Annotated in this window: 26 protein-coding genes; 17 read left to right on the top strand and 9 right to left on the bottom strand. The window is 68.7% G+C overall.

The genetic code is table 11. The features are described from left to right. Positions 1–78 precede the first annotated feature (78 nt). Genes RA164_RS02100 through RA164_RS02090 form a run of 3 tightly spaced genes read right to left on the bottom strand, consistent with a single transcriptional unit; the run spans position 79 to position 3,285 of the window. Complete coding sequence (locus tag RA164_RS02100; protein WP_329742333.1) at positions 79–1,332, bottom strand: heme biosynthesis HemY N-terminal domain-containing protein; 1,254 nt, start codon at positions 1,330–1,332, stop codon at positions 79–81. After that, positions 1,329–2,447, bottom strand: coding sequence for a hypothetical protein (locus RA164_RS02095; protein WP_329742332.1), 1,119 nt, complete (start codon positions 2,445–2,447; stop codon positions 1,329–1,331). Before RA164_RS02095 ends, RA164_RS02100 begins: the two co-directional genes overlap by 4 nt. A 55-nt stretch (positions 2,448–2,502) precedes the next feature. Then, positions 2,503–3,285: a uroporphyrinogen-III synthase gene (locus tag RA164_RS02090; protein WP_412731057.1), complete on the bottom strand. Its 783-nt coding sequence runs from the start codon at positions 3,283–3,285 to the stop codon at positions 2,503–2,505. Positions 3,286–3,341: 56 nt separating this feature from the next. Between RA164_RS02090 and RA164_RS02085 the strand changes: the two genes are divergently transcribed. The 3 genes from RA164_RS02085 to RA164_RS02075 all read left to right on the top strand — a co-directional run bounded on the left by RA164_RS02085 (position 3,342) and on the right by RA164_RS02075 (position 4,848). Continuing rightward, complete coding sequence (locus RA164_RS02085; RefSeq protein ID WP_329742330.1) at positions 3,342–3,848, top strand: thioesterase domain-containing protein; 507 nt, start codon at positions 3,342–3,344, stop codon at positions 3,846–3,848. Between the two features lie 44 nt (positions 3,849–3,892). Then, the gene (locus tag RA164_RS02080; RefSeq protein ID WP_329742329.1) at positions 3,893–4,306 is read left to right on the top strand and encodes a hypothetical protein; all 414 of its coding nucleotides are present in this window, start codon (positions 3,893–3,895) and stop codon (positions 4,304–4,306) included. A 98-nt stretch (positions 4,307–4,404) separates the two neighbouring features. Next, positions 4,405–4,848 carry a rhodanese-like domain-containing protein gene (locus RA164_RS02075; protein ID WP_329742328.1) on the top strand — a complete coding sequence of 148 codons (444 nt, stop codon included), beginning with the start codon at positions 4,405–4,407 and terminating at the stop codon, positions 4,846–4,848. Between the two features lie 13 nt (positions 4,849–4,861). Here RA164_RS02075 and RA164_RS02070 read toward each other — a convergent pair whose 3' ends face one another. Then, the gene (locus RA164_RS02070) at positions 4,862–5,953 is read right to left on the bottom strand and encodes a 2Fe-2S iron-sulfur cluster-binding protein (RefSeq protein WP_329742327.1); all 1,092 of its coding nucleotides are present in this window, start codon (positions 5,951–5,953) and stop codon (positions 4,862–4,864) included. A 56-nt stretch (positions 5,954–6,009) separates the two neighbouring features. Here RA164_RS02070 and RA164_RS02065 point away from each other — a divergent pair, with 56 nt between their 5' ends. Genes RA164_RS02065 through RA164_RS02050 form a run of 4 tightly spaced genes read left to right on the top strand, consistent with a single transcriptional unit; the run spans position 6,010 to position 9,088 of the window. Further along, positions 6,010–6,447 carry a hotdog fold thioesterase gene (locus RA164_RS02065; RefSeq protein ID WP_329742326.1) on the top strand — a complete coding sequence of 146 codons (438 nt, stop codon included), beginning with the start codon at positions 6,010–6,012 and terminating at the stop codon, positions 6,445–6,447. Between the two features lie 16 nt (positions 6,448–6,463). Beyond that, complete coding sequence (locus RA164_RS02060; RefSeq protein ID WP_329742325.1) at positions 6,464–7,411, top strand: serine/threonine protein kinase; 948 nt, start codon at positions 6,464–6,466, stop codon at positions 7,409–7,411. A gap of 29 nt (positions 7,412–7,440) precedes the next feature. After that, positions 7,441–7,878 (top strand): hypothetical protein, encoded by a 438-nt coding sequence (locus RA164_RS02055; protein ID WP_329742324.1) that lies wholly within the window; start codon positions 7,441–7,443, stop codon positions 7,876–7,878. Positions 7,879–7,915: 37 nt separating this feature from the next. Then, complete coding sequence (locus tag RA164_RS02050; RefSeq protein WP_329742323.1) at positions 7,916–9,088, top strand: class I SAM-dependent rRNA methyltransferase; 1,173 nt, start codon at positions 7,916–7,918, stop codon at positions 9,086–9,088. Between the two features lie 96 nt (positions 9,089–9,184). On the opposite strand, the gene alaC is transcribed toward RA164_RS02050, so the two are convergent. Continuing rightward, positions 9,185–10,429 (bottom strand): alanine transaminase, encoded by a 1,245-nt coding sequence (alaC, locus tag RA164_RS02045; RefSeq protein ID WP_329742322.1) that lies wholly within the window; start codon positions 10,427–10,429, stop codon positions 9,185–9,187. A 188-nt stretch (positions 10,430–10,617) separates the two neighbouring features. On the opposite strand from alaC, the gene RA164_RS02040 reads away from it, so the two are divergent. From RA164_RS02040 to RA164_RS02025, 4 genes are all read left to right on the top strand, one after another. Then, on the top strand, positions 10,618–12,066 hold the full coding sequence (locus RA164_RS02040; RefSeq protein WP_329742321.1) for a DNA recombination protein RmuC: 1,449 nt from the start codon (positions 10,618–10,620) through the stop codon (positions 12,064–12,066). Then, a complete protein-coding gene (locus tag RA164_RS02035; RefSeq protein ID WP_329742320.1) occupies positions 12,063–12,635 on the top strand; it encodes an FUSC family protein in 573 nt (190 codons plus the stop codon). Before RA164_RS02040 ends, RA164_RS02035 begins: the two co-directional genes overlap by 4 nt. Before the next feature lie 68 nt (positions 12,636–12,703). After that, the gene (gene folE / locus RA164_RS02030) at positions 12,704–13,306 is read left to right on the top strand and encodes a GTP cyclohydrolase I FolE (RefSeq protein WP_329742319.1); all 603 of its coding nucleotides are present in this window, start codon (positions 12,704–12,706) and stop codon (positions 13,304–13,306) included. Positions 13,307–13,384: 78 nt separating this feature from the next. Then, positions 13,385–14,545 carry a GGDEF domain-containing protein gene (locus tag RA164_RS02025; protein WP_329742318.1) on the top strand — a complete coding sequence of 387 codons (1,161 nt, stop codon included), beginning with the start codon at positions 13,385–13,387 and terminating at the stop codon, positions 14,543–14,545. A gap of 64 nt (positions 14,546–14,609) precedes the next feature. On the opposite strand, the gene cysK is transcribed toward RA164_RS02025, so the two are convergent. After that, positions 14,610–15,566, bottom strand: a complete 957-nt coding sequence (cysK, locus tag RA164_RS02020) for a cysteine synthase A (protein WP_329742317.1) — start codon at positions 15,564–15,566, stop codon at positions 14,610–14,612. Positions 15,567–15,743: 177 nt separating this feature from the next. Between cysK and RA164_RS02015 the strand changes: the two genes are divergently transcribed. Further along, positions 15,744–16,097, top strand: coding sequence for an EF-hand domain-containing protein (locus tag RA164_RS02015; RefSeq protein WP_329742316.1), 354 nt, complete (start codon positions 15,744–15,746; stop codon positions 16,095–16,097). Positions 16,098–16,112: 15 nt separating this feature from the next. On the opposite strand, the gene RA164_RS02010 is transcribed toward RA164_RS02015, so the two are convergent. Further along, a complete protein-coding gene (locus RA164_RS02010) occupies positions 16,113–16,814 on the bottom strand; it encodes a response regulator (RefSeq protein ID WP_329742315.1) in 702 nt (233 codons plus the stop codon). Beyond that, the gene (locus tag RA164_RS02005; protein WP_412731084.1) at positions 16,811–17,767 is read right to left on the bottom strand and encodes an ATP-binding protein; all 957 of its coding nucleotides are present in this window, start codon (positions 17,765–17,767) and stop codon (positions 16,811–16,813) included. The genes RA164_RS02010 and RA164_RS02005 overlap by 4 nt, the downstream gene beginning before the upstream one ends. A 639-nt stretch (positions 17,768–18,406) precedes the next feature. Between RA164_RS02005 and RA164_RS02000 the strand changes: the two genes are divergently transcribed. The 5 genes from RA164_RS02000 to RA164_RS01980 all read left to right on the top strand — a co-directional run bounded on the left by RA164_RS02000 (position 18,407) and on the right by RA164_RS01980 (position 23,317). Then, positions 18,407–18,880, top strand: a complete 474-nt coding sequence (locus RA164_RS02000) for a hypothetical protein (protein ID WP_329742313.1) — start codon at positions 18,407–18,409, stop codon at positions 18,878–18,880. Between the two features lie 119 nt (positions 18,881–18,999). Further along, positions 19,000–20,352: a TCR/Tet family MFS transporter gene (locus RA164_RS01995; protein WP_329743459.1), complete on the top strand. Its 1,353-nt coding sequence runs from the start codon at positions 19,000–19,002 to the stop codon at positions 20,350–20,352. Then, positions 20,349–20,855, top strand: coding sequence for a DUF1993 domain-containing protein (locus RA164_RS01990; RefSeq protein ID WP_329742312.1), 507 nt, complete (start codon positions 20,349–20,351; stop codon positions 20,853–20,855). Before RA164_RS01995 ends, RA164_RS01990 begins: the two co-directional genes overlap by 4 nt. Positions 20,856–20,943: 88 nt before the next feature. Next, on the top strand, positions 20,944–22,569 hold the full coding sequence (locus RA164_RS01985) for an NAD(P)/FAD-dependent oxidoreductase (RefSeq protein WP_329742311.1): 1,626 nt from the start codon (positions 20,944–20,946) through the stop codon (positions 22,567–22,569). Positions 22,570–22,651: 82 nt separating this feature from the next. Then, positions 22,652–23,317: a DsbA family oxidoreductase gene (locus tag RA164_RS01980; protein ID WP_329742310.1), complete on the top strand. Its 666-nt coding sequence runs from the start codon at positions 22,652–22,654 to the stop codon at positions 23,315–23,317. 24 nt (positions 23,318–23,341) lie between these two features. Here RA164_RS01980 and RA164_RS01975 read toward each other — a convergent pair whose 3' ends face one another. Beyond that, complete coding sequence (locus RA164_RS01975) at positions 23,342–26,236, bottom strand: bifunctional diguanylate cyclase/phosphodiesterase (RefSeq protein WP_329742309.1); 2,895 nt, start codon at positions 26,234–26,236, stop codon at positions 23,342–23,344. Positions 26,237–26,359 lie beyond the last annotated feature (123 nt).

The following is a 26,359-nucleotide window of genomic DNA, read 5'->3' as shown; positions in this document are numbered from 1 at the left end:
TAAAGTTGAGCGACGGCGGAGCCGTCCGCCTCGAATGATTTAATGCGCTCCTCAGCGCCTTGACCAGAAGCCGCTGGATCAGCCGCGCAGGCGGGGCATGCCGTGTTCGTTGCGTTCTTCCATCGCGATGCCGCGGGCGTCGATCGACGAGGCTGTCGTACCGGGAAGCTCCGGTGACGCTTCGCCGCGCACCGCCGACAACGCGTTGCGGTAACAGCGCTGTGCCTGGGTCGCGTCGCCCTGCCCGGCGCAGGCATCGCCCAGCGCTTCCCAGGCACCCGCACCCGGGGCCAGCGCTAGGGAACGTTCCAGATACTGGCGCGCCTTGCCCCACAGCTTCTGCTGCACGCACAACCGGCCCAGCGTCAGCAGCAGCACAGCATCGTTAGGGTGCGCGTCCAGCCAGCCCTCGGCACGCCGCAGACGCACCTCGATATCGCCGCCGGGCAGCGTGCCCCAGGTTTCCACCAGAGCCGGCGACCATTCACGCCGAATCGCCGACTCCACCTCATCCATCGCCGGCAGCATCAGCCCGAAACCGGCGGCGCGACGGGCATAGGCATCGACCACGACCGGCAGCCGGCGCTGCGTCTTGGGCCATTGCGACCACAGCGTATTCAGCGCGGCGGCATCGGCGGCCGCCACGATCGACGCGACCAGCACACGGGATTCCAGCGCGGCATAGGCACGGGTACCCAGCGCGCCGCTTTTCTGCAGGGGCTCCAGCGCCTCGCGGGCACGCCGGATATCGCCGGCCGCCAGCGCCGCCAGTGCCAGCTCGCGCCAGCCGCCCGGGCTGAGCTTGTTGGCATCCGCCTCCGGCGCCAGCAGCGCCAGTGCCTCGGCCGGCTTGCCGTCGCGACGCAATACCCGGGCGCGCAGCACGCGGGCGGCCTGCGGAGCCACCTGTGCGGCCTCGCCAAGGGTTTCCAGCGCGCGTGCGTGCTCGCCGCGACGCGACGCGGCCTCCGCCGACGCCAGCAAGGCCGGGCCACGCAGCGAAGCTAGCCTCGAGGCCCGGTTGAGGTCGCGCTCGGCATCGCCGTGACGCCCTTCGGTCAGGGCGATCAGGCCCTCGCCCAGACGCTGGTGGCTGAGCCGGCGATGCCGCCGCGACAAGGCTCCGAACGGCCAGCGCGCGAGTCGCCATGCGCCGACCAGCAGCGCCCACGCCAGCAGCAAAAACCCTACCGCGGCCACCAGCGAGGTTTCGACCCGCCAGCCACGGATGCGGATCAGCACGTCACCCGGATCGGCCGCGACCCAGTGCCAGCCAAACGCGGCCAGCGCGGCGACGATCACCAGCAGCAGAATCCAGCGCCACAACTTCATGGCTGGGCACCATGACTGGACGATGCGGCCGCCGGTGCCGGCGCGACCGCCGCATCCGAAAGCGCATGCACCGCGCGCAGGTTGCGCAGCTCACTCAGGGCCGCCCCCAGTTGCACCTGGGTTGCGGGCTTGATCTGGCCGAGCAGCGCACCGACGTGCGCGCGCGCCTGTTTCACGCCGTCGGCCTGCGGATCGAACCAGGCCGCCAGGCCGGCATCCGCCTGCTTGAGCGCAGCTTCGGCCGCGGTGCTGTCGTGCGCCAGCAAAGCTGCCTGGGCCTGGGCCAGGTCGAGCACCAGCAGCTCGTGCGCCAGCGAAGCATCGGTCGCCGCTCCCGGCGCGCCATTGTCGCGGCGGATGCTGACGACACTGGCCAGGGCATGCCCAATGCGCGCCCACGCGCCGTGCCCCGGCGCACTGGACTGGTCCAGCGGCTTCAGCGGCAGCGCGGGAACCTCGCCGCGCAGCTGCCCGAGCATGGCCAGCATCGCCGGCTGATTCGCCGGCACGCTCTGCAGCAGGGCCTGGCGCTCGGCCTGGATGTCCTGCTGCAGACCCGCGAATGCCTGATCGTCCACCCCGGCCAGCGTCTGGGCGGCCATGGCATAGGCCTGGGCCGCGCCCTGCGCGTCATGGAACAGCGCATAGCGCTGCTGGCCCATGCGCAACAGTGATTCGGTATCGTCCAGCAGCATGGCGTCATGGCCGGACAGGGTCTTCTCGGACAGCTTGCCCACTGCACTTTCCAGCGCCCGCAGACGATCGGACTGGGAGAGCAGTTCATCGCGCAGGGAACGGTTGACCTGCTCGGCATCGTCGAGCCGCTGCTGCAAGGAGCTGCCGTCGCTGCTGACGCCCGCCAGCGTGTGTTCCAGCACGCTCACCCGCTGCTGCAATCCGGCCACGGTCTGGCTGCGTGCGTCGCCGTGGCGGGTCTGCTGCCACTGCTGCCAGCCGACGTAACCGGTGCCAGCCAGGGCCAGCAAGGCCAGCAGCAGGGCCAGCGCCAGCGTGCCGCCACCACGACGCGTGGGTGCGGCCGCCGCGCTGCGGCGAGGGGCGGAAGGGGCGCCGGTCGGCGCTGCGGATTCGCGGGAGGTGTCGTCCTGGCTCATGCGCGCATGCTAGCAGCCCATGCGGACGGCTTCGTAGGCGACGGGTGAAGATCGCTCAGCGCGCCGCGGCGGCCAGCATGTCGGCGGCACCGGCCGAGTCCGCGACACGCACCGAGGCGAAACCCGCCGCACGGGCCAGCACGGCGATCCGGTCGCTGCTGACCACCGCCATCGCCGCACACAGCCGCGACCAGGCCAATGAAGGCAACGCGGCCTTCAGGTTGCCCAGCGCCTCGCCACTGGACAGCAGCACACAGGCATTCGCCGGCAGGCCAAGTACGGCGTCCACATGATGCCGCCCGAGCCGCGGCGGCATGCGCCGGTAGACATGCAGCTCGCGCAGGCACGCGCCTCGCGCAAGCAGCTGTTCGCGCAGCAGCCCACGCCCGCCCGGCGCACCGATCAGCGCGACCCGGCGTTGCTGCAACTGCTGCATCGACGGCACGGCGAGCAAGCCTTCGCTGTCCTGCCGCCGGGTCGGCGCCAGCGCACCCACACCCTGCCGGCGCAACGCGCGTGCCGTACCCTGGCCCACCGCCAGTACCGTGGCGGTGGTGTCCAGCGGCAGCAGCGCGGCCGCGAACCGGACCGCAGCCGGGCTCGTGAACACCAGCACGTCGTCGCGCAACGCCTGCCGCAATGCCTCGCGGGTCGCCACGGCATCACCCGTCGCACGCAGCGAAAGGCCCGGCAGCAGCAGCGGCACACCGTCCCGCGTACGCACCTGCCGCGCCAGCGCGGCGGCCGTGCCGGCAGGACGGGTGATCACCAGCGTACGTCCGCCCAGTGCGCCCGCCTGCGATGTCGCTTGCCTTGTCACGCCACACGATCCGCCCATGGGTTGTACCCAGTGTAGCGTCTACACTGCGCACCCCACCCCACGACGAGCAGGCCATGGTTTCCAGCAGTACCCCGCACCCGGCACACCCGCACGCATCCGCGCAGGCCCTGGTCGAATTCATCCACGACGGCATCCCGCTGGCACGTGCGATGGCACTGCAACTGCATCACTACGACGGCGACCGGCTGACCCTGTCCGCACCACTGCCGCCCAACGTCAACGACAAGGGCTGCGCCTTCGGCGGCAGTCTGGTGAGCCTGATGACGCTGACCGGCTGGGGCCTGGTGGAGCTGGCGCTGCGCGACCGCGGCGAAGACTGCGACGTGTTCGTCGGCGAGTCGACCGTGCGCTACCTCAGCCCGCTGTGGGGCGATTTCCAGGCTCAGGCCCGGCTGGCCGACGAGGCTGACTGGGACAGCTTCTTCACCACCCTGGCCGCCCGCGGCCGGGCGCGGATCGAAGTGACCTGCGAGATCCCGGGTGACGACGGCAAACCCGCCGCCACGCTGCTTGGACGCTTCGTCGCCAAGCGCCGCCAGGCACCGGTCACCCACGCCTGAGCGCAATGCGGCAGAATGATGCGGTTTCCACGGGGAGATCGCCCATGCGCCGCATCATCGCCATCGTCCTGATCGGGGCCGCCCTGCTCTCGCTTGCCGGCTGCGCTGCCGACCAGCGCAGCCAGACGCTGACCGAGACGCTGCTCGCCTACGGCAATGCGATCCGCTGGAACGGCTTCCAGAGCGCGCTGCAGTTCGTCGACCCGAAAGTACGCAAGGCGCACCCGCTGACCCCGCTGGACATCGCGCGCTACCAGCAGGTGCGGGTCAGCGACTACGACGACGACGCGGGCGCGGTGCCGGTGAGCCAGAACGAAGTGCAGCAGATGGTGAAGATCGGCCTGATCAACCGCAACACGCAGGTCGAGCGCACCGTGATCGATCATCAGACCTGGCGCTACGACCCCAAGCTGCACCGCTGGTGGCTGGAAAGCGGCCTGCCGGACATCACGCAATAGCGCCTGCCCGCGAGCCTGCCCCTCCGCCGCGGGCCATGCCGTACAATTGGCAGTTCACCTGACCCTGCGCGGCCGACGCCGCGCGATACGGACGCGCCATGAACGACTTCCTGCACAAGCTGCCCCAGTTCGTGAATCATCACCTCGCGCTGTCGGCGCTGTTCGTGATTCTGCTGATCGCACTGATCGTCACCTTCATCGCCGAGCGGTTCCGCAAGTTCAAGGAACTCAGCCCGGCCAGCCTCACCATGATGATGAACCGCGAAAATCCGCTGCTGGTGGATATTTCCCCGCGCGACAGCTTCGAGAAGGGCCACATTCCGGGCGCCAAGCATGTGCTGATGAGTCAGTTCGACCCGGAGAACAAGGACCTGACCAAGGCCAAGAGCATGCCGGTGGTGCTGATCTGCCGTTCGGGCCAGACCGCCCAGGGCGCGGCCAAGCGCCTGGTCAAGGCCGGTTTCGAGAAGGTCTATTACCTCGGCGGCGGCATGGGCGCGTGGAGCCAGGCGCAGATGCCGGTGGTCAAGGGCAAGCAGTAAACCTGCGCGGTGCCTACAGCGCGGGATGGATGCCCGCGCGACCGGCCATGATCTGCGCCAGCACGTCGGGCGCGTAGTCGAACGAGTCGTAGTAGAGCCGGTCTTCCGGCAGGCCCGCCGCCACGAAGCGGTGGCGGGCCGCATCGATCATCGCCGGCGGACCGCTCATGTAGACGTCGTGACCGGACAGGTCGGGATGATCGGCCAGCAGCGCCTCGTGCACCAGACCCTCGCGCAGTCCGGCCGCGCGCGCCTCGCCCGGATCGGACAACACCGGCTGGAAACGCACATTCGACGCGGCCTGCGTCCAGGCTTCCGCCTCGCCGCGCAGATACAGGTCCGCGGCACCACGCGCACCCCAGTAGACCGCCATCGGCCGCCGCGTCCCCAGCGCCAGGAAATGCCCGACGATCGCCCGCACCGGCGCGAACCCGGTGCCACCGGCGACGAACAGCATCGGCCGTTCCGAATCCTCGCGCGGCACGAAGGTGCCCAGCGGCCCCTCCACCCGCAGCGTGTCGCCCACTTTCAACCCGTCGGCCACCCACGAGGTGAAGCCGCCGCCCGTCACATGGCGCACATGCAGTTCGATGGAACCGTCCGCCCGCGGCTCGTTGGCGATCGAAAACGGCCGGCGCCGGTTCTCGTCCAGCAGCACGTCGAGATACTGGCCGGCCAGCCAGCGCAGACGCATCTCGCCCGCGGCCGGCTGCAGGCGCAGCCCGATGATCTCGGGTGCCAGCAGACGCTTCTCGGCGACCACCACGTCCAGCTGGCGGCGCGCGATGTCCTCCACCGAGGTCACCTCGCGGGCTTCCAGCAGCAGATCGCTGGCGGGCACCGCCTGGCACAGTAGCACCGCATGCCGTGCACGCTCGCCGGCATCCAGTGCTGCCGGCGGGTTGCGCGGATACGTGCAGCGGCCCTCCAGCAGCGTGGCCTTGCAACTGCCGCAGGCACCGGCGCGACACGAGTACGGCAGGGCGATGCCGGCGCGCTGCGCGGCTTCCAGCACGGTTTCGCCCGGAGCCACTTCAAAGCGGTGACCCGAGCGTTTCAGGGTGACGATGAACACGTAGACGAGAACTCTTGCGACGTCGGCCATTGTCGCCGCAACGGCAACCGACCGACAATGCGGGACTTTGCAGCGAGTATCAAGGCATGAGCATCTGGAAGCAGGACACCGATCTGGAACGTATCGCCGGCTGGCGCGAGAACACGCTGCTGGACGCGCTGGGCATCCGCGTCACCGCGATCGGCGAGGACTGGCTGCAGGGCACCATGCCGGTGGACCACCGCACCCATCAGCCCTATGGCCTGCTGCATGGCGGCGCCTCGGTGGCGCTGGCCGAGACGCTGGGCAGCGTGGCCTCGATGCTCACCCTGGACCCGACCCGGGAACGCTCGGTGGGCCTGGACATCAATGCCAATCACGTTCGCGGCGTGCGCGAGGGCAGCGTCACCGGCACCGCACGACCGCTGCATCTGGGGCGCTCCACCCAGGTCTGGGAGATCCGCATCGAGAACGAGGACGGCCAGCTGGTGTGCATGTCGCGGCTGACCATGGCCGTGGTTCCCGCAAGCGCGGTGGGCAAGTGAGCGTCGTTGCCCGTCCATGACCGAGGCCGCTCCCTACGCCCGCCTCACGCCCGACCTGGTGCTCGACGCCGTGAGCGCCTGCGGCCTGTGGCCGGACGGCCGCCTGCTGGCACTCAACAGCTACGAGAACCGGGTGTGGCAGGTGGGCATCGAGGATGCCGCGCCGGTGATCGCCAAGTTCTACCGGCCGGCGCGCTGGAGCGACACGGCGATCCTGGAGGAGCACGCCTTCGCGCAGGAACTGGCCGACGCCGAACTGCCGGTAGTGGCGCCGCTGCTGATCGGCGGCCGCAGCCTGCTGCATCACGACGGTTTCCGCTATGCGCTGGCACCGCGCAAGGGCGGTCGCGCGCCTTCGCTGGAATCGACCGACCAGCTCGAATGGCTGGGCCGGCTGATCGCCCGCATGCACACGGTGGGCGCACGCCAGCCGTTCGCCCATCGCGGCACGCTCGACCACGCCACGATGATCGCGCAACCGGCACGCGCGGTGCTGGCCTCGCCGCTGCTGCCGGTCCACCTGCACGACAGCTACCGCGCCGCCGTGGACCGGCTCGACGCCGCGGTCCGCGTCCGCCAGGAAGCAGTCGGCCCGATGCGCATGCTGCGCCTGCATGGCGACTGTCACCCGGGTAACCTGCTGTGGACCGACGCCGGCCCGCACTTCGTCGACCTCGACGACGCCCGCATGGGGCCGGCGGTGCAGGACCTGTGGATGCTCGCGCACGACGACCGCGCCATGGATGCGCTGCTGGAAGGCTATGCCTCCATGCGCGACTTCGACCCGGCCGAGCTGGCGCTGGTACCCGCACTGCGCGCGATGCGCCAGGTTCACCACGCCGGCTGGATCGCCCAGCGCTGGCACGACCCCGCCTTTCCCGCCGCGTTTCCGTTCGCGGACGAACCCCGCTGGTGGGAACAGCACATCGCCGACCTGCACGAGCTGGCCGACGAGCTGGCATGACCCCATCACCCTGCTGGAACCCCTGATCGATGCGTACCGTCCTGTTCCGCCTGATCGGCATCTTCGAAGTGGCCGGCGGCCTGTATGGCTTCGCCGCCACGCTGTACCGGTTGCTGCCGCTGAGTGCCGCCCGCGATACCGTGCCCGCCCTGCTCGCGCTGGCCGCCTATGCCTTCGTGCTGATCGCCGGTGTGCTGCTGCTTGAAGGCAGCGAGCGCGGCATCCGCCTGTCGCGCTGGGCTCAGCTGCTGCAGCTGCCGCTGATCGCCACGCCGATCTTCAGTTATGCCCTGCACTGTGGCGCCTACGTCGACCTGTTCGCCACCCTGCACTGGCCGCCGCACCTGATCTTCGAGCAGCACTTCGGCAGCGAAGGTTTCCGGCTGGTACTGGCGGGCCCCGGCGTGTCGCATATCGGCATCAACCTGCTGGCGCTGCTGTCGTGGCTGGTGCTGCGACTGCGCTGAGCACAGGAAACGGGCGCGAAGCCGGTATCATTCAGCGATGAATACACCTGCTGCCTACCCGACCATCCGCCTGAAGTCCGACCGCACGCCCGGCCATCCCTGGGTGTGGTCGGCGCAGGTACACAAGCCCGCCGACCGGCTGCCGCCCGGCAGCGTGGTCGACGTGGTCGACGCGAAGAACCGTTTCGTCGGGCGCGGCTTCTGGAACGGCCACGCACGCATCGCGCTGCGCCTGCTCAGCGGCGATGCCGACCAGCCGATCGACGCCGACTGGATCGCCGCGCGCATCGACCGCGCCGTGCAGCTGCGCCGCGAACTGCTGCAACTCGACCGCGACAGCGATGCCTGGCGCGTGGTGCACAGCGAGGGCGACGGCTTGTCCGGCCTGATCGTGGACCGCTACGCCGACATCCTGGTGGTGGAATACTTCGCCGCCGGCATGTGGAAATTCCGCGAGGCGATCCACGCTGCCCTGCTCGCTCACTTTCCCGGTGCGCGGCTGTACTGGTTCGCCGAAAACCACGTGCAGAAGCAGGAGTCGTTCGACTGCCGCAGTCCCGAGCCGCCCGCGCCGGTGCAGGTACACGAACACGGCCTGGCCTTCCACGCCGCGCCCGGGCTGGGCCACAAGACCGGTTTCTTCGCCGACCAGCGCGACAACCGCCGCCGCTTCGCCGAGCTGGCGAAGGACCGCCGCGTGCTCGACCTGTGCTGCAACGCCGGCGGCTTCGCGGTGCATGCGATGGCGGCCGGTGCACAGTCGGCGATCGGCGTGGACATGGACGCCGGCATCCTGGAGATCGCCCGCGCCAATGCCGACGCCAACAACGTGGCGGTGGACTTCCAGCAGGCCGACATCTTCGACTGGGTGCGCGCCGCAGTGGCGCGTGGCGAGCGCTACGACGCGGTGATCCTCGACCCGGCCAAGCTCACCCGCGACCGCAACAAGGTGTTCGACGCGCTGAAGAAATACTTCGCGATGAACCGCATGACGCTGGACGTGATCCCGCCCGGCGGCCTGCTGCTGACCTGTTCGTGCACCGGCCTGGTGAGCGAGGCGGACTTCCTGGAAATGCTGCGCCGGGTCTCGCTAAACGCGGGCCGCGAGATCCAGATCCTCGACGTGCGCGGCGCCGGCCCGGACCACCCGGTACGCAGCGACGTGCCGGAAAGCCGCTACCTGAAAGCGGTGTTCTGCCGGGTCGACTGAAGCCGCTTGCGCGGCCGCCGGCCGATCGGCAAGCGACGACAGACCGGCCAGACACTGACACCCTGCGCGGCGACCGCCGCGCAGGGTGTGCAATGCTCACTCCGGCTGTGTACCCTCGCCCTTCTTCGGCTTCGCCGGCGCCAGCAGGCCGTCCTTGCGGAACATCGCCTTGATCCCGCGTACCGCCTGACGGATGCGGTCCTGGTTCTCGATCAGGGCGAAGCGCACGTGGTCGTCGCCGTAGTCGCCAAAGCCGATGCCCGGCGATACCGAGACCTTGGCGTCGGCCAGCAGTTTCTTGGCGAACTCCAGCGAACCCAGATGCGCGTACGGCTCTGGGATCTTCGCCCACACGTACATCGAGGCACGTGGGTTCTCGACCATCCAGCCGGCCTCGTGCAGCCCCTTCACCAGGGTGTCGCGGCGGCGCTGGTATTCGGCGGCAATGTCGCGCACGCACTGCTGGTCGCCCTCCAGCGCGGCGATCGCCGCCACCTGCAGCGGGGTGAAGGTGCCGTAGTCGTGATAGCTCTTGATGCGCGCCAGCGCGGCGACCAGCTCCGGGTTGCCGACCATGAAACCGATCCGCCAGCCGGCCATGTTGTAGCTCTTGGACAGGGTGAAGAACTCCACCGCGATGTCCTTCGCACCCGGCACCTGCATGATCGACGGCGCCGTCCAGCCGTCGTAGGTGATGTCGGCGTAGGCCAGGTCGTGCACCACCAGCACGTCATACTGCTTGGCCAGTGCGACCACCCGCTCGAAGAAGTCCAGCTCCACGCATTGCGCGGTGGGGTTGGAGGGGAAGCCCAGGATCATCATCTTCGGCTTCGGAATGGTCTCGCGGATGCCGCGTTCCAGCTCGGCGAAGAAATCCACCCCGGGCGCCATCGGCACCGAACGGATCTGCGCGCCGGCGATCACCGCGCCGTAGATGTGGATCGGGTAGCTGGGGTTGGGTACCAGCACGCTGTCGCCGCGCTCCAGCGTGGCCAGCATCAGGTGCGCCAGACCCTCCTTCGAGCCGATCGTGACGATCGCCTCGCTCTCGGGGTCGATCTCGACCTGGTAGCGGTCCGCGTACCAGCGCGCGATGGCCCGGCGCAGGCGCGGGATGCCGCGCGAGGTGGAATAGCCATGGGTGTCTGGCCGCTGCGCCACCGCGCAGAGCTTTTCCACGATGTGCGGCGGCGTCGGGCCGTCGGGGTTGCCCATGCTGAAGTCGACGATGTCCTCGCCGCGACGGCGCGCGGCCATCTTCAGTTCGGCGGTGATGTTGAAGACATAGGGCGGAAGACGTTCGATACGCGCGAAACGGCGCGGCGATCCGGGCTCGGTCATGAGGGCCTCGTTGTACGTAAGCGCCCGGAACCGTCCGAGCGACGCCGGCCGCAGGCGCGGCCTGGCCGATGGCCACGCGGCCGCCGGTTACGCCGACGATAGCGCGGCTCGGGCACTGGCGCCATGCCCGTCCCAGCCGCTGCGACCGGGGCACCGTAGAATGGTCGGGTCTTCCTGCGGAACGCGTCATGCCCACCACCCAGCTCCTCATCGTCCTGCTGCTTGTCGCGGTGTTCGCCGTCCTTGTCCTGCAGGTGGTCGCGCTGCTGCGCAGCCGTGCCGACACCGGCCTGCAGACGCGGCTCGATGCGCTGCGCGATGACAACGAACGGCTGCAGCGCGCCCTGCGCGAGGAGCAGCGTGCCGGCCGCGAGGAACTGCAGCAGGGCTTCGACCGCTTCCGCAGTCACGTCGGCGAGCAGCTCGACGGCATGTCACAACGGCAGGCCGAACGCATCGACGGCTTCGGCCAGCGTCTTGCCAGCCTCACCGACAGCACCGGCAAGGGCCTCGACAGCCTGGCCCAGCGCCTGCTCGACGACGCGCGCAAGAACCGCGAGGAGATCACCCTGGCGCTGGGCCGTTTCGGCGAACAGCAGCAGCAGCGACTGAGTGCGCTGGCCACGGAAAACGACAAGCGCATGGGCGAGATGCGCACCACGGTGGAAGCCAAGCTCGGCGCGATCCAGCAGGACAACGCCGCCAAGCTGGAACAGATGCGCGCCACCGTCGACGAAAAGCTGCACGCCACCCTTGAGACGCGGCTGGGCCAGTCGTTCAAGCTGGTGTCCGAACGGCTCGAGGCGGTGCAGCGCGGGCTGGGCGAAATGCAATCGCTGGCCACCGGCGTGGGCGACCTGAAGCGCGTGCTCGGCAACGTGAAGACGCGCGGCATCCTGGGCGAAGTGCAGCTCGGCGCGCTGCTCGAACAACTGCTCACGCCCGAACAGTACGAAGCCAACGTCGCCACCGTGCCCGGCTCCGGCGACCGCGTGGAATTCGCCATCCGGCTGCCCGGCGCCGACCGCGAACACCCGGTGTCGCTGCCGGTGGACGCCAAGTTCCCGCGCGAGGATTACGAGCGGCTGCTGGACGCACAGGAACGCGCCGACGCCGAGGCCGCCAACCTCGCCGCGGTGGCGCTGGAGCGCCGCATCCGCGACGAGGCCAAGACCATCCGCGCCAAGTACGTGGCACCACCGCACACGACCGATTTCGCAATCCTGTTCCTGCCCACGGAGGGCCTGTACGCCGAAGTGCTGCGCCGCCCCGGCCTGTTCGAGGCACTGCAGCGCGAACATCGCGTCACCGTGACCGGCCCGACCACACTGAGCGCCCTGCTCAACAGCCTGCAGATGGGCTTCCGCACGCTGGCGATCCAGCAGCGTTCCAGTGAGGTATGGCAGCTGCTCGGCGCGGTGAAGAGCGAGTTCGGCAAGTTCGCAAGCATCCTCGAGAAGGCCGAGCGGCAGCTCAACACGGTCAGCAAGAGCATCGGCGACGCCGGCAAGAAAACCCGCACCATCGAACGCAAACTGCGCGGTGTGGAATCGCTGTCCAGCGACGACGCGAACCGCCTGCTCGGCGATGCCACGATCGGCGAGGAAGACCCCAACGACACGGACGACGACACATGAACTCACCGCGCCGCGCACTGGCTGAACTGATGCAGCGCCTCGAACAGATGGCCGACGAAGCGACCCGGCTGCGCCAGAACCTGACCCGGGGCGACCGCCTGGTAGCCGGCCTGATGCACGCACTGCGCGCGGTGCTGGCGGCCGCGCTGGGCTACTACGGCGCCCTGCTGCTGGGCCTAGAACAGGGCTTCTGGGCCGCGATCACCGCGATCTCGGTGACTCAGGCCAGCTATGCCGAAGTGCGCCACTCGTCGCGCGACCAGTTCATCGGCGCGATCATCGGCGGCCTGGTCGGCATCGCCGCAGCGGCACTGGTGCACAACCAGTTCCCGGCCTACGCGCTGGCCGTCATCGCCGGCATGACGCTGTGCTGGGTGCTGGACCTGGGGGCAGCCGGGCGTATCGCCGGCATCACCACCACCATCGTGATGCTGGTGCCGCACCAGGGCACTTTCCTGCAGTTCGCCCTGTTCCGGCTCGGCGAGGTGGTGCTGGGCGCGGTGGCCGCGCTGCTGGTCACGCGCGCGTTCGACATCGCCGAACGCAGGCTGCTCGGCACCCCGCGCTGACGTCCCCGGCCGCGCCGGGCTTCCATGACCGTTACACTATGGCGCTCCCCGAACGCCAAGGACCCCCGATGAACAAGCCCGATTCCGACCACGGCGTGACCCGCGAAGAAGCCGAGGACGCGGTGCGCACCCTGCTGCGCTGGGCGGGCGAGGATCCGTCGCGCGAAGGCCTGCTGGACACGCCCAAGCGCGTGGTCAAGGCGTACCGGGACTGGTTCGCCGGCTATGCCAGCGACCCGGCCGACTACCTGCGCCGCACCTTCGAGGAAGTCGAAGGCTACGACGAGATGGTGGTGCTGCGCGACATCGAGTTCGAAAGCCACTGCGAACACCACATGGCACCGATCATCGGCCGCGCCCACGTCGGCTACCTGCCGACCAACCGGGTGGTCGGCATCAGCAAGCTGGCCCGCGTGGTGGACGGTTTCGCGCGCCGCTTCCAGGTACAGGAAAAGCTCACCGCGCAGATCGCCCACTGCATCCAGGAAACCCTGCAGCCGGCCGGCGTGGCCGTGGTGATCGACGCAAGCCACGAATGCATGACCACACGCGGCGTGCACAAGCGCGGCGTGTCGATGATCACCAGCCAGATGCTGGGCACGTTCCGCGAGGACGCGCGCACCCGCTCGGAGTTCCTGCAGTTCATCGGCATCCACGGCCGGGTCCGCTAAAGTTTCCGCGACCGCGGCCGATCAACGGCCGTTGCGCCGACGTGCGCCCCGACCAAGCGAAGTCCTCGCCATGACGCCATGCCCATAGACCTGGCGACCATCGCCATGCTCGGCGCCCTGCAGGCGCTGCTGCTGGTACCGCCGCTGCTCGCCGCCACCCGTGCCTATTCCGGCGTCGCACGCCGCAGCCTGCATGTGTGGAACGCCGCGCTGGTGCTGCAGGGGCTGGGCTGGACTCTGATGGCCATGCATGGCCGACTCGCTCCCTGGGTCACCTTCACGATCGCCAGCGGCTCGCTGCTGGGGTCCTACGCCGCGACCACCTGTGCGCTGCGCATGCTGCTGCGTCAGCCACGACGCCGCTTGCTGGTCGGCGCGGTCACGATCATCGGCTGGCTCGGCATCGCCTGGTTCGGTGTGGTGCGGCCCGACTACGCCATGCGCAGGTATGCCAGCTCGCTCGCGACCAGCGTCTACCTGATGTTGCTGATCGCCCCACTGTTCGGCTCCCTTCGCCGCGGCGGCTCCCGCGCGCAACGGGCGATGCTTTTCGTGCTGCTGGCCGGCGCGGTGGTCTGGGCCTATCGGCTCGCCCTGCTGCTGACCGGTGTCGATACCGGCAACAGCCTGCTGACGTTATCGCTGGGCAACGTGATCAGCCTCGTGTACGGCGCCACCGAACCGGTGCTCGCCACGATCGGCTTTATGCTGATCTACAACGAGGACGCACAGGCCGAACTGCGCCGCCAGGCCCGTACCGACCCGCTCACCGGCGTACTGAACCGGCTGGGACTGGACGAGGAAGCCGAACGCCTGTTCCGCCAGGCCCGCAGTGAGGCACGTCCGCTGGCCGCACTGATGATCGACACCGACCACTTCAAGCAGGTCAACGACCATTTCGGCCACGCCGACGGCGACCGCGTACTGGCTAGGCTGGCCGCCTGCCTCGGCGGGCGTCTGCGGCACGCCGACAGGCTGGGACGTATCGGCGGCGAGGAGTTCCTGGTCCTGCTGCCGGACACCGCCACGGCGGAGGCCATGGCTCTGGGCGAGCAGCTGCGCAGCGATGTCGCTGCGCTCAAGTTGATGACCGGCAGCGCCGGCCTGACCATTTCCATCGGCGTGGCGGTCAGCTCTGCGGCGGATACGGACGAGCATGCCCTGATCCATCGCGCCGACCGTGCGCTCTACGCCGCCAAGCACACGGGGCGCAACCGCGTCGTGACCGCAGCGGCCTGAGCGACCACTGCCGCTCTGGCCACGGACACCCCGTCGCAGGGGCATCCGTGCACATGAACCGGCGTCAGCCGAGGCTTGCCAGCCACTCGTCGTCGGAACCCTCGGGCACACCCTCGAACAGGAAGGTGGAAAGGTAGCGCTCGCCGGTATCCGGCAGCATCGCCAGGATCACGCTGCCTTGCTCGGCGTTCTTCGCATACTCCAGCGCGGCCGCCACCGTGGCGCCGGCCGACACGCCGACGAAGATGCCTTCCTCGGCGGCCAGGCGACGTGCGGTGTCGCGGGCCACGGTGTCGTCCACCGGCACATTCACGTCGACGACCTCGCGATTGAGCACGCCGGGCAGGAAATCGGGCGCCCAGCCCTGGATCTTGTGCGGCTGCCAATCCTTGCCCGCCAGCAGGGGCGCTGCCGCCGGTTCGGCCACCACGACTTTCACGTCGGGCCGCGCCAGATGCAGCACTTCGCCGACGCCGGTGATGGTGCCGCCCGTGCCCCAGCCGGAGACGAAGGCATCCAGCCTGCGACCGGCAAAGTCGCGCAGAATCTCAGCCGCGGTGGTGCTGCGGTGATAGGCCGGGTTGGCCGGGTTCTCGAACTGGCTGGCCAGGAACCAGCCGTGCTTGCGGGCCAGCTCCTCGGCCTTGCGCACCATGCCGGTGCCACGCTCGGCGGCCGGGGTGAGAATCACCTTGGCGCCGTAGGCGCGCATCAGCTTGCGCCGCTCCACCGAGAAGGTCTCGGTCATCACCGCCACGAACTTGTAGCCGCGCGCCGCGCAGACCATCGCCAGCGCCACGCCGGTATTGCCGGAGGTGGCCTCCACCACGGTGTCGCCGGGCTTGAGCTTGCCCTTGCGCTCGGCATCCAGGATCACTGACAGGGCCAGACGGTCCTTGACCGAGCCGCCCGGATTGAAGGATTCCACCTTGACGTACAGCGCCACGTGCGACGGGGCCAGCCGATGCAGGCGCACGACGGGCGTACCACCGATGGTGTCCAGAATGCTTTCGTAAATCATGGCGACCTCGCTGTAACGAATATCCAGACCCGCCACGCTAGTCCTATCCGCGAACCAATGCCAAACCACCTTTGGGTCTATCGTTTGAACCGGAAGCACTAGACGTGCGCGGGGCGACCCGGCTGGCCGCACTCGACGCCTCACCCGGCCATCCCGCACACTGAGCTCATGCCAGTCATGTCGCCACGCCACGCTATCGTCGCCACCTTGGCCGGCCTGCTGGCGCTCGCCAACGGCCCGCTGGTCGCGCAGGGCTACCCCGGCACGCCTGCCGCCTACCTGCACCTGATGGACAGCAACGGCGACGGCCGGGTCAGCGAAGAGGAATACGTGGCCTACATGAGCCGCGGCTTCCACCAGCTGGATACCAATGGCGACGGCGTGCTGGAAAACCGCGAACTGCCCGGCGGGCGCGGCGGTCCGGTCACGCTGCACTCGTGGCAGGACAACCTGCGCCGGCAGTTCCATCGTCTGGACCGCAACCACGACGGTTATCTGGATGCGCGCGAACTGGCCGCACCGCCGGGCTGAACGAGCACACTGCAGCTATGCGTCGGCGCTGCCGTGCTGCGGCCACTCCAGCCGGTAGCCCACGCCGTAGACCGAGCCGATCGCATCGAGGCCACTGGTCTGCAGCTTGCGGCGCAAGTTCTTCACGTGGCTGTCGATGGTGCGTTCGCTGACCACACGGTGATCGCGGTAGGCGGCATCGATCAGCTCGCCGCGCGAGTAGACCCGGCCGGGATGCGCCGCCAGCCGCTGCAGCAGACGGAACTCCACCGGCGTCAGCACCACCGGCTGGCCGTCGATGCGCGCCTCGAACCGCTCCTCGTCGATCTGCAAGCGCGCAGCCTGACCATCCGGCTGCGCCGGCTGCTCGCCGACCCGGCGCAGCACCGCCCTCAGCCGGGCCACCACCTCACGCGGGCTGTACGGCTTGCAGATGTAGTCGTCGGCACCCAGCTCCAGGCCAAGCAGGCGGTCGATCTCCTCGACCCGCGCGGTCAGCAGCAGCACCGGCACCTGCGATGCGGCACGCAGCCGGCGGCAGATCGACAGGCCGTCCTCTCCCGGTAGCATCACGTCGAGCAACACCGCTGCCGGCGCCAGTTCGAGGATGCGCTCGACCGCAGCGTGACCGTCCGCGAGGATCTCGCTGCGGAAACCGGCGGCTGCCAGATAGTCCCGCAACAGGGCCGCCAGCTTCGGCTCGTCCTCGACAATCACCACGCAACGGCCATCGCTCATGTCGCATCTCCGGCACCGGGCAGGTGGATTTCCACGCGCAGGCCGCCCAGCGGTGAAGCCCGCGCCTCGATGTGACCCTCGTGCGCGGCGACGATCGCCGCGGCGATCGCCAGGCCGAGACCCGCGCCGCCATGCACGCGGCTGCGCGAGGCATCGACCCGGTACAGGCGGTCGAACAACCGCGGCAATGCCGTTGCAGGCACGCCGGGCGCGCTGTCGTCCACGCGCAGGCAGCAGCCCGCGCCATGTCCGGTCAGGCTCACCCGCACCTGACCGGGCGCATCGGTGTAACGCAGGGCGTTGGCCAGCAGGTTGTCCAGCAACTGCCCGAGCCGGCGAGGATCGCCACGCACGCTGAACACCCCCAGCCCCTCGGCGGTGAGGCGCAGCCCTGCATCGTGAAAAGCCGGCTGCTTGCGCGCTACCGCGTCACGCACGCGCGCGGCCAAATCGAAGGTCTCGTAGCGGTATTCCAGCGCGCCCGCATCTGCCAGCGTCAGTTGATAGAGGTCTTCGACCAGCGACGCCAGGCGCTCGCACTCGGCTTCCAGTGAGTCCAGCGCGGCCCGGTCAGGTCTGCGCACGCCATCCTGCAGGGCCTGGATTTCGCCGCGCAGCACGCCGAGCGGGGTACGTAGTTCGTGCGCGATGTCCACGCCCCACTGGCGCCGCGCCTCGCGGTGGCCTTCCAGGGTGGCGGCCAGGCGGTTGAAATCCTCGGCCAGGCGGCCCAGCTCATCGCGCCGGCCGGCCTTGACGCGACGCGCGTAATCGCCAGCGGCCAGTGCCCGCGTGCCTGCAGTCAGCGCCGACAGCGGGGCCAGCAGTGTCCGCGCGAAGATCCAGGCCAGCAGCAGTGCCAGCAGCAGCGCCGCTGCACCGGCGCGCAGCACCGTACGACGCTGCGCATCGGCGAAGGCTCGATCCACCTCGTCGACCGGCCCCCGCTGCATGCCCATCCACAACGTGCCGACCTGGATTCCACGCCAGCGCACCGGCACCGCACGGCCGTGCGCCGGCAGGTGCGGATCGCCGGCGACGAACTCGCCGCTCGCGTCGGTCAGGCTCACGTGCGGAAACCCCGGATGCGGCGGCCTCATGTGGGGCTGTGGCGGCCCCATGTCCGGAGGTGGCGGTCTCGCCTGCGGTCGCGACGGACCCGGCGGCAAGCCGAACGGCGCGCCCGGCTTGAGCCAGTGGTCGAATTGGACCGGATCGTCGCGCAGGAAATTCCAGTTGCCGTGAGCACCGTAAGCCTGGGCCAGCACCAACGCCTGTGTCCTGAGCTGGGCCAGCGCGGTGGCGTCCAGGTATTCGCGGAAGCCGTTCCGGAAGGCGTATTGCTGCCACAGCACGAAGCCGCCGAGCACCAGGCTCGTCAGCATCGCAAAGGCCAGGAACAGCCGCTGCCACAGGTTCATCCGCTCGCATCCGGTCAGGGCAAAATCGTCGCCAGCCTAGCGCAGACCGGGTGGCCACCCCGGATGCGACGCCAATCTCCGCAATTTCTCCATGGAATCTGTGCTAGGGCTGCGCATTCGACGCGCAATCTGGCGGGGTCGGAATCGCCGATGCCCACACGGAGACAAGCCATGCGTGCCACCTTGCGCCTGCTTCCCCTGTCCCTGCTTTTCGCCGGTTCGCTGGCAGCTGCGCAGTCTGCCCCGCCTCCGGGTCCCGGACCGATGCCGCGTGGTCCGATGGGACCGGGCAGCGTGCCATCGCCGGCCCAGCTGGCCACCTTGCCCGGCCTCAGCACCGCACAGCAGCAGCAGTTGCGGCAACTGCTGATCCAGCGCCGCGACGCCCACGAGGCGCTGCGTCAGCGCGAACAGGCCGCCAGCGACAAGATCGATACCGACAGCGCGAAGAGCATCCGCAGCCTGCTTGGCGAGAAGGCCTACGTGCGCTATGCGAAATGGTCGCTGGGGCATGGTCCGCACGATCACGGCGGGCACGCCGCACCGCCCCCGCAGAACGGTCGCGACGACAGCAGCCTGCTGCCGCCGGACCTCGACGACAGTGGCCTGGCACTGCTGCTGAGCGGATCGTCCGGCAGCCACTGACCCCCTGCCGGGGCGCGGCATCCAGCCGCACCCTCCCCCCGTGCCGGGACGTGTCCAACACGCGCGAGGAACGCGCCGATACGCTATGGTGGCAGCCCCCTCCCCCAGCCACCATCGTCATGGACACGTCCCAGGCACCCTCTGCCCAGGCACACCCCAGACGCCAGGCCGCACTGGCCTTCATCTTCGTCACCGTAGTGGTGGACATGCTGGCGTTCGGCATCATCATCCCGGTGCTGCCGCATCTCATCGTCGACCTGATCGGTGGCAGCATCGCCGGTGCCGCGGTGTGGGCCGGCGCGTTCGGCGCCCTGTTCATGCTGATGCAGTTCGTCTGCTCGCCGATCCAGGGGGCGCTGTCGGACCGCTACGGCCGGCGTACCGTGCTGCTGATCTCCAGCTTCGGACTCGGTGCCGATTTCATCGTGATGGCGCTGGCGCCCGTGGTGTGGGTGCTGTTCCTGGGACGTGCGATCTCCGGCATGTGCGCGGCCAGCTTCAGCACCGCCAATGCCTATATCGCCGACATCGTGCCCAGCCAGAAACGGGCCGCCGCGTTCGGCACACTGGGCGCCGCCTTCGGCATCGGCTTCGTCGCCGGCCCCGCGATCGGCGGCTTTCTTGGCCACCTGTCGATCCGGCTGCCGTTCTGGGTGGCGGCCGGGCTGTCGCTGGTCAACTTCGCCTACGGCTTTTTCGTGTTGCCGGAATCGCTGCCCCGGGAGCGTCGCAGCACCCGCCTGGACTGGCGCCACGCCAATCCGCTGGGCGCCTTGCTGCTGTTGCGACGCTACCCGCAGGTACTGGGTCTGGCCGCGGTGTATTTCCTGATCAATCTGGCGCAGTTCTCGCTCAACTCGACCTACGTGCTGTATACCGACTACCGCTTCGGCTGGGGTCCGCAGGCCGTGGGCTTCACCCTGAGCCTGGTCGGCCTGTGCAGCGGCCTGGTGCAGGCGGTGCTGGTACGACGCCTGCTGCCGTCGCTGGGCGAACGGAAGATGATCATGCTGGGCCTCGTCCTGTGTGCCGGCGGCTATGCGACGTTCGGGCTGGCACCGGGCATGTGGCTGTTCGTGCTGGGCATTCCGCTGCTGTGCCTGGGCGGGCTGTCCGGACCACCGGTACAGGCGATGGTGACCCACCAGGTCGACCCGCACGAGCAGGGCCGCCTGCAGGGTGCGCTGACCAGTCTGGCCAGCCTGGCCGGCATCTTCGGCCCTGCCATGTTCGCCAATCTGTTCGCGCTGTTCATCAGCGATCACGCACCGGTGCAGCACTTGCCCGGCGTCTCGTTCCTGCTGGCGGCGGCGCTGCTGGTCGCCGCTTTCACGGTGGCGACGTATGCCACCCGCAACACCACCGCATCCCGCATCGGCCAACCGGCGCTGGCGCTTGCCGGCGAGACCTCGCCGCCAGGCCCGGCCGTGGCCGATACGCTTACCCACCCACCCTCGGAGCATTCCTCATGAGTCTTTCCATGTACCAGGCTTCCGTCCCCGTCTTCGTGCGTGCGCTGTCGAACCTGCGCCACGTATTCCTGAAGGGCGAGGCCCACGCCAAGTCGAAGAACGTAGCGGACGACGTGCTGCTGCAGACCCGCCTGGTTCCCGACATGTTGCCGCTGGTGAAGCAGGTGCAGATCGCCTGCGACATGGCCTGCCGTGGCGCCGCCCGCCTCGCCGGCGCGGAGCCGAAGAGCTTCGAGGACAACGAAACCACACTGGCTCAGGTGTACGACCGCATCGACCGCGCGCTGGAGTACGTCAAGTCGTTCCGCCCCGAACAGATCGACGGCAGCGAGACCCGCGCGATCCAGCTGAAGATGCGCAGCGGCGAGCTGAATCTGGAAGGCCAGGCCTACCTGCTGCACTTCATCCTGCCCAACCTGTTCTTCCACTGCACCACCGCCTACAACCTGTTCCGCGGCATGGGCGTGGAGCTGGGCAAGAGCGACTTCATCGGCAGCATGTAAGCCCCACGGCCGCCCGCTGCCGGACGACGGCGGGCGGCCACTGCCACGGCATGCGAAAATGGTGCATTCCCTGCCGACTGCGCCACGCATGCTGCGACTGACCGAGATCAAGCTCCCGCTGGACCATGCGGACGACGCCCTGCCCGCCGCGATCTGCGCGAAGCTGGGGCTTCCGCGATCTGCGCTGCGCGGTTTCAGCGTATTCCGCCGCGGTTACGACGCACGCAAGCGCGGTGCGATCGCGCTGATCTACACCGTGGATGTGGATATCGCCGACGAGGCTGCCCTGCTGGCGCGCTTCGCCGACGATCGCCACGTACAACCCACGCCCGACACCCGCTACCGCCCGGTGGCAAAGGCCCCGGCACAGCTGACGCACCGGCCGCTGGTGATCGGCTTCGGCCCCTGCGGCCTGTTCGCCGCGCTGATCCTGGCCGAGATGGGTTTCCGCCCGATCGTGCTGGAACGCGGCAAGGCCGTGCGCGAACGCACAAAGGACACCTGGGACCTGTGGCGCCAGCGCAACCTGCACCCGGATTCCAACGTGCAGTTCGGCGAGGGCGGTGCGGGCACTTTCTCCGACGGCAAGCTCTACAGCCAGATCTCCGATCCGCACCATCACGGCCGCAAGGTGCTGGGCGAATTCGTCAAGGCCGGCGCGCCGGAGGAAATCCTCTACGTCAGCAAGCCGCACATCGGCACCTTCCGGCTGGTGTCGATGGTGGAGAACATGCGCAACACCATCACCGAACTGGGCGGCGAGATCCGCTTCGGCCAGCGCGTGGACGACCTGCTGGTCGAGACGGGCAGCACCGGTACGCGGCAGGTGCGCGGCGTGCGTCTGGCCGACGGCAGCGAACTGCGCAGCGACCACGTGGTGCTGGCGCTGGGTCACAGCGCGCGCGATACCTTCGAGGTGCTGCATGCGCGCGGCGTCTACATGGAAGCCAAGCCGTTCTCGATCGGCTTCCGCATCGAACACCCGCAGTCGCTGATCGACAAGGCGCGCTTCGGCCCGCAGGCCGGTCACCCGGTCCTCGGCGCCGCCGACTACAAGCTCGTGCACCACGGCAACGGCGGGCGCTCGGTCTACAGCTTCTGCATGTGTCCAGGCGGCACCGTGGTGGCGGCGACCAGCGAACCCGGCCGCGTGGTCACCAACGGCATGAGCCAGTATTCGCGCAACGAGCGCAATGCCAACGCGGCGATCGTCTGCGGCATCGAACCGGCCGATTTCGCCGCCTATGGCGAGGGACCGCTGGCCGGCATCGCGCTGCAGCGGCACTGGGAGTCCGTCGCCTACCAGCTGGGTGGCGGTGACTACAGCGCACCCGCCCAGCGCGTGGGCGACTTTCTGGCCGGCCGGCCCACCCGTGCGCTGGGCGATGTGCAGCCGTCGTACCAGCCGGGCGTGCACCTGACCGATCTCGCCACGGCCCTGCCCGACTATGCGACCGCCGCGATCCGCGAGGCGATTCCCGCCTTCGACCGGCAGATCCGCGGCTACGCCATGCCCGACGCGATGCTCACCGGCGTGGAAACACGCACCTCGTCGCCGTTGCGGCTCAAACGCGACACGACCAGCCACGAGAGCGTGAACACCGCCGGCCTGTACCCGGCTGGTGAAGGTGCCGGCTATGCCGGTGGCATCCTTTCCGCCGCCGTCGACGGCATCCGCGTGGCCGAGGCGGTGGCGCGCAGCATGGCAGGCTGAGCTCGATCGGGACAACGATACGGTCTTGAATCGCTGCCCCGGCGCCAGCACATCGGGCAGATACCTCCCGCAAGGCCAGCCCATGTCCAGTACGACGCCCACCCGCCTGAAGATTGATTTCGTCTCCGACGTGGTGTGCCCCTGGTGCGCCGTCGGTCTCAACGCACTGGAACGCGCGTTGGCCGGGCTGCAGGGCGAAGTCGAAGCGGACCTGCATTTCCAGCCGTTCGAGCTGAATCCGGGACTGGGCCCGGAAGGCGAGGACCTGTTCGAGCATCTCTCGCGCAAGTACGGCGTCAGCGCCGAGCAGTTCAAGGCGAACGAGCAGGCGCTGGTGGCGCGCGGCGCGGCACTGGGCTTCACCTTCGACCCGGCCCGGCGCACCCGCACCTACAACAGTTTCGACGCGCACCGCCTGCTGCACTGGGCCGGCCTGCAAGGTCGCCAGCGCGAGCTGAAGCATGCACTGCTGCGTGCCTATTTCACCGACGGTCGCGACATCGGTTCACACGATGTACTGGCAGATGTCGCCGCCCAGGCGGGGCTGGATGCCGCCGCTGCGCGCGAGCTACTGTCCACCGACCGCTATGCCGACGAAGTGCGCGCCGACGAGCGCCTGTACCAGGACCAGGGCATCCACTCGGTGCCTTCGATCATCGTCAACGACCGCTATCTGATCCAGGGCGGCCAGCCGGTCGAGGTCTTTGCCCAGACCCTGCGCCAGATCGCGGCCGAGCCGGCCAGCTGACTGGCCGGGCGCCGTCGACATGCTTCAGGCCGGCTGACCGGCCTTGACCGACCACGCCTCCGCCGGCGCGGGACGGCCCAGCAGATAACCCTGGCCGTACTCGCAGCCCATTTCCAGCAGCATGCGCCGCTGGGTCTCGGTCTCGATGCCCTCGGCGATCACCACCACGTTCAGCGCACGGCCGAGCGCCAGGATCGCCGCCACCACCATGCTGCTGTTGTCCGGCACCTGCTCGCCCAACGCCTGCACGAACGACTGGTCGATCTTCAGTTTGCGCAGCGGCAGCGTGTGCAGGTAGCTGAGCGACGAATAGCCGGTACCGAAATCGTCCAGCGCCGCATCGATGCCGGCGTCATGCAGGCGTCCCAGCGTGGCCTGCACCTTGCCGGCGCTTTCGAGCAGGGCGCCCTCGGTCACTTCGACCACTAGGTGTGCAGCCCCGGGAAAACCGGCACGTTCGAGCAGCCCCAGCAGGCGACGGTCGAAATCCGCGTTGCGCAGATGTCGCGGCGAGACATTGATGGACAAGAACAGGCCGCTGGATGTCATCTTGCCGAACGACTGGAAGGCGCGCTTGAACAAGCGCCAGTCGATCGACTCCAGGTGACCGGTGTCCTGCGCCACCCGTAGGAAATCATTCGGCGCGAGCATGCCGCGATACGGATGATTCCAGCGCAGCAGCGCCTCGTAGCCCATCAGCCGGCCGTCGGCGAGGCGGCGGATCGGTTGGAAGTACGGCTCGAATTCGTCACGCTGCAGTGCGTGACGCAGCTCGCCTTCCAGGGTGAACACGTCCTGCGCACTGCGCGCCAGGGTCTGGTCGAACACCACGTAGCGGCGACGCCCAAGCTCCTTGGCCCGGTACAGCGCGATATCGGCATCGCGCACCAGTTCGTCGGCATGTCCGTAGTGGCCATCGCCGACCGCGATACCCATGCTCACCGACGGCTCGATTTCGCGCCCGGCGATCTGCATCGACTGATTCATCACTTGCAGCACCCGACTGGCCACTTCCTCCACGTTGCGGTGCGGGCCGATATCCTCCAGCAGGATCGCGAACTCGTCGCCGGACAGGCGCGCCACCACATCCGGGTCGCGCACGCAGTAGCGCAGGCGCTCGGCCACCACCTTGAGGAACTCGTCGCCGGCCAGGTGACCCAGGCTGTCGTTGATCATCTTGAAGCGGTCGACGTCGATGTACAGCAATGCGCAGCAGCGCCCGGGCTCGCTCTTCAGCACCGCCAGCAGACGTTCCAGCCGATCGCGCAGGTAGCCGCGGTTGGGCAATGCGGTCAACGGATCGTGCATCACCTGATGTCGCAGCTGCTGCTGGATCCGTTCGCGGCGCGAGATCTCGGCGCGCAGCTCGCGGGTGCGCTCCTCCACCCGATGCTCGAGCCGGATGTTGGCTTCCTGCAGGGCCGCGGCGCTGCGGCGCCGATTGATGCTGTGGGCGATCTGCAGGGCGACGAAAGACAGCAGGTTCTTGTCGGCCGCGCCATAGCTCGCGCCCTGCTCGTAACTCTGCACTGCGACCAGGCCGATGACCTCGTCCTCGAAGCGCAGGGGCACGCCCAGCCAGGACATCGACGGCGCACCGATCCGGTGCGGCACCACTTCGCCACTGCGCTGCAGCGCATTGATGTCGTCGCGGGTACCCAGCCAGGCTTCGCCGCGCCTGAGCACGTATTCGCTCAGGCCACGCCCCAACGGACGGGTCATGCGATGCCGCACGCCCTTGTCGACGAAGTACGGCAACTCCAGGCTGCGGCGGTCGCTGCTCAGCAGCGAGATGAAGAAGTTCTCGGCATTCAGCAGTTTACGAACCACCGCATGCACACGCTGGTAGAACGAATCCTCGTCCAGGTCGCTGGTGGCCAGCCGGGCCAGCTGGAACAGCGATTCCTGCAGGCGCACCGCGCGCTGCCGCTCCTGCACTTCCTGCCGCAGGCCAAGGTTGAGCCGGGCCAGTTCGCTGGTGCGTTCACGCACGTGCTGCTCCAGCTCGTGCTTGCTCTGCTTGCGTTCCAGCGCGGTCAGGATATGGCTGCCCACGAACATCAGCAGCGTGCTGTCCTCGTCGGAAAAGCGGATGCCTTGCCGGTAGCTCTGCACGACCAGCGCGCCATGTACGACGCCGTCGCGCAGCATCGGCACGCCCAGCCAGTCGGCACTCTCGGGACCCAGGGCCTTCAGCGAGCCGCCGAGCTGGGCGATGATCTCCTCGGCGCTGCCCATCAATGGCTTGCCGCGCGTGATCAGGTGCCAGGTCAGACTGCCCTGGATCGCATCCATGGCCATCTCCTGTCCGATCACCGGTGACGTCTCGTCAACGGTGTCGGCGTAGTAGAGAAAGTGCAGGGTGGACTGCCTCGGGTCGCAGCGGACGATGTAGAAGTTCTCCGCGTACATCAGCGAACGCAGGATGTCGTGGATGCCGCGCAGCATCTCCGGCATGTCCAGCTCCGAACCGGACAGATCGGAGATCGTGAAAAGCGCGCGCTGCAGGCTTTCCGAACGGGCCAGTTGACGGTGCGAGGCATGCAGGTCGACCAGCATGCGCACCTGTTGCAGGTGCTGCTCGGCCAGCTCGAGGCATGGCAGGATCGATTGTTCGAGCTCGACATCCGCCGGGGGAGAACTGAACGACATCGCCATCACCAGCGATCCGTCCGCACCCATGCGGAACGCCTGATGACGCGCATCCGCACTGGACTCCCGGTTCTGGCCATGCTGCATCAGGTCGACCACGACCTGATGCGCCCCTGCCGGAATCGCACAACCGGCAACGCTCCAGCCACTGTCCGTGCGCTGCGGGCGCACCAGCGCGGCGGACACGCAACCAGCCTGTTCCAGCGCATAGGAGACAAGCAGATCGTCCACCGCCTCGACCGTGGTCGTTCCGACCAGGCGTCTCAACCAGGCCAACCGTGTTGCGTCGCTAAGCACCTTGGACTTTCCCGGTGCCCACACGGGCACGCATGATCGTGCCCCCCCTGCGCAACGCATCCGTCCATGATAGAAACCAAGGTCGGCACGTCC

Source organism: Dyella sp. A6 (assembly GCF_036320485.1).
Taxonomy (GTDB): domain Bacteria; phylum Pseudomonadota; class Gammaproteobacteria; order Xanthomonadales; family Rhodanobacteraceae; genus Rhodanobacter_A; species Rhodanobacter_A aluminiiresistens.
This window is presented reverse-complemented; position numbering and strand designations above follow the sequence as displayed.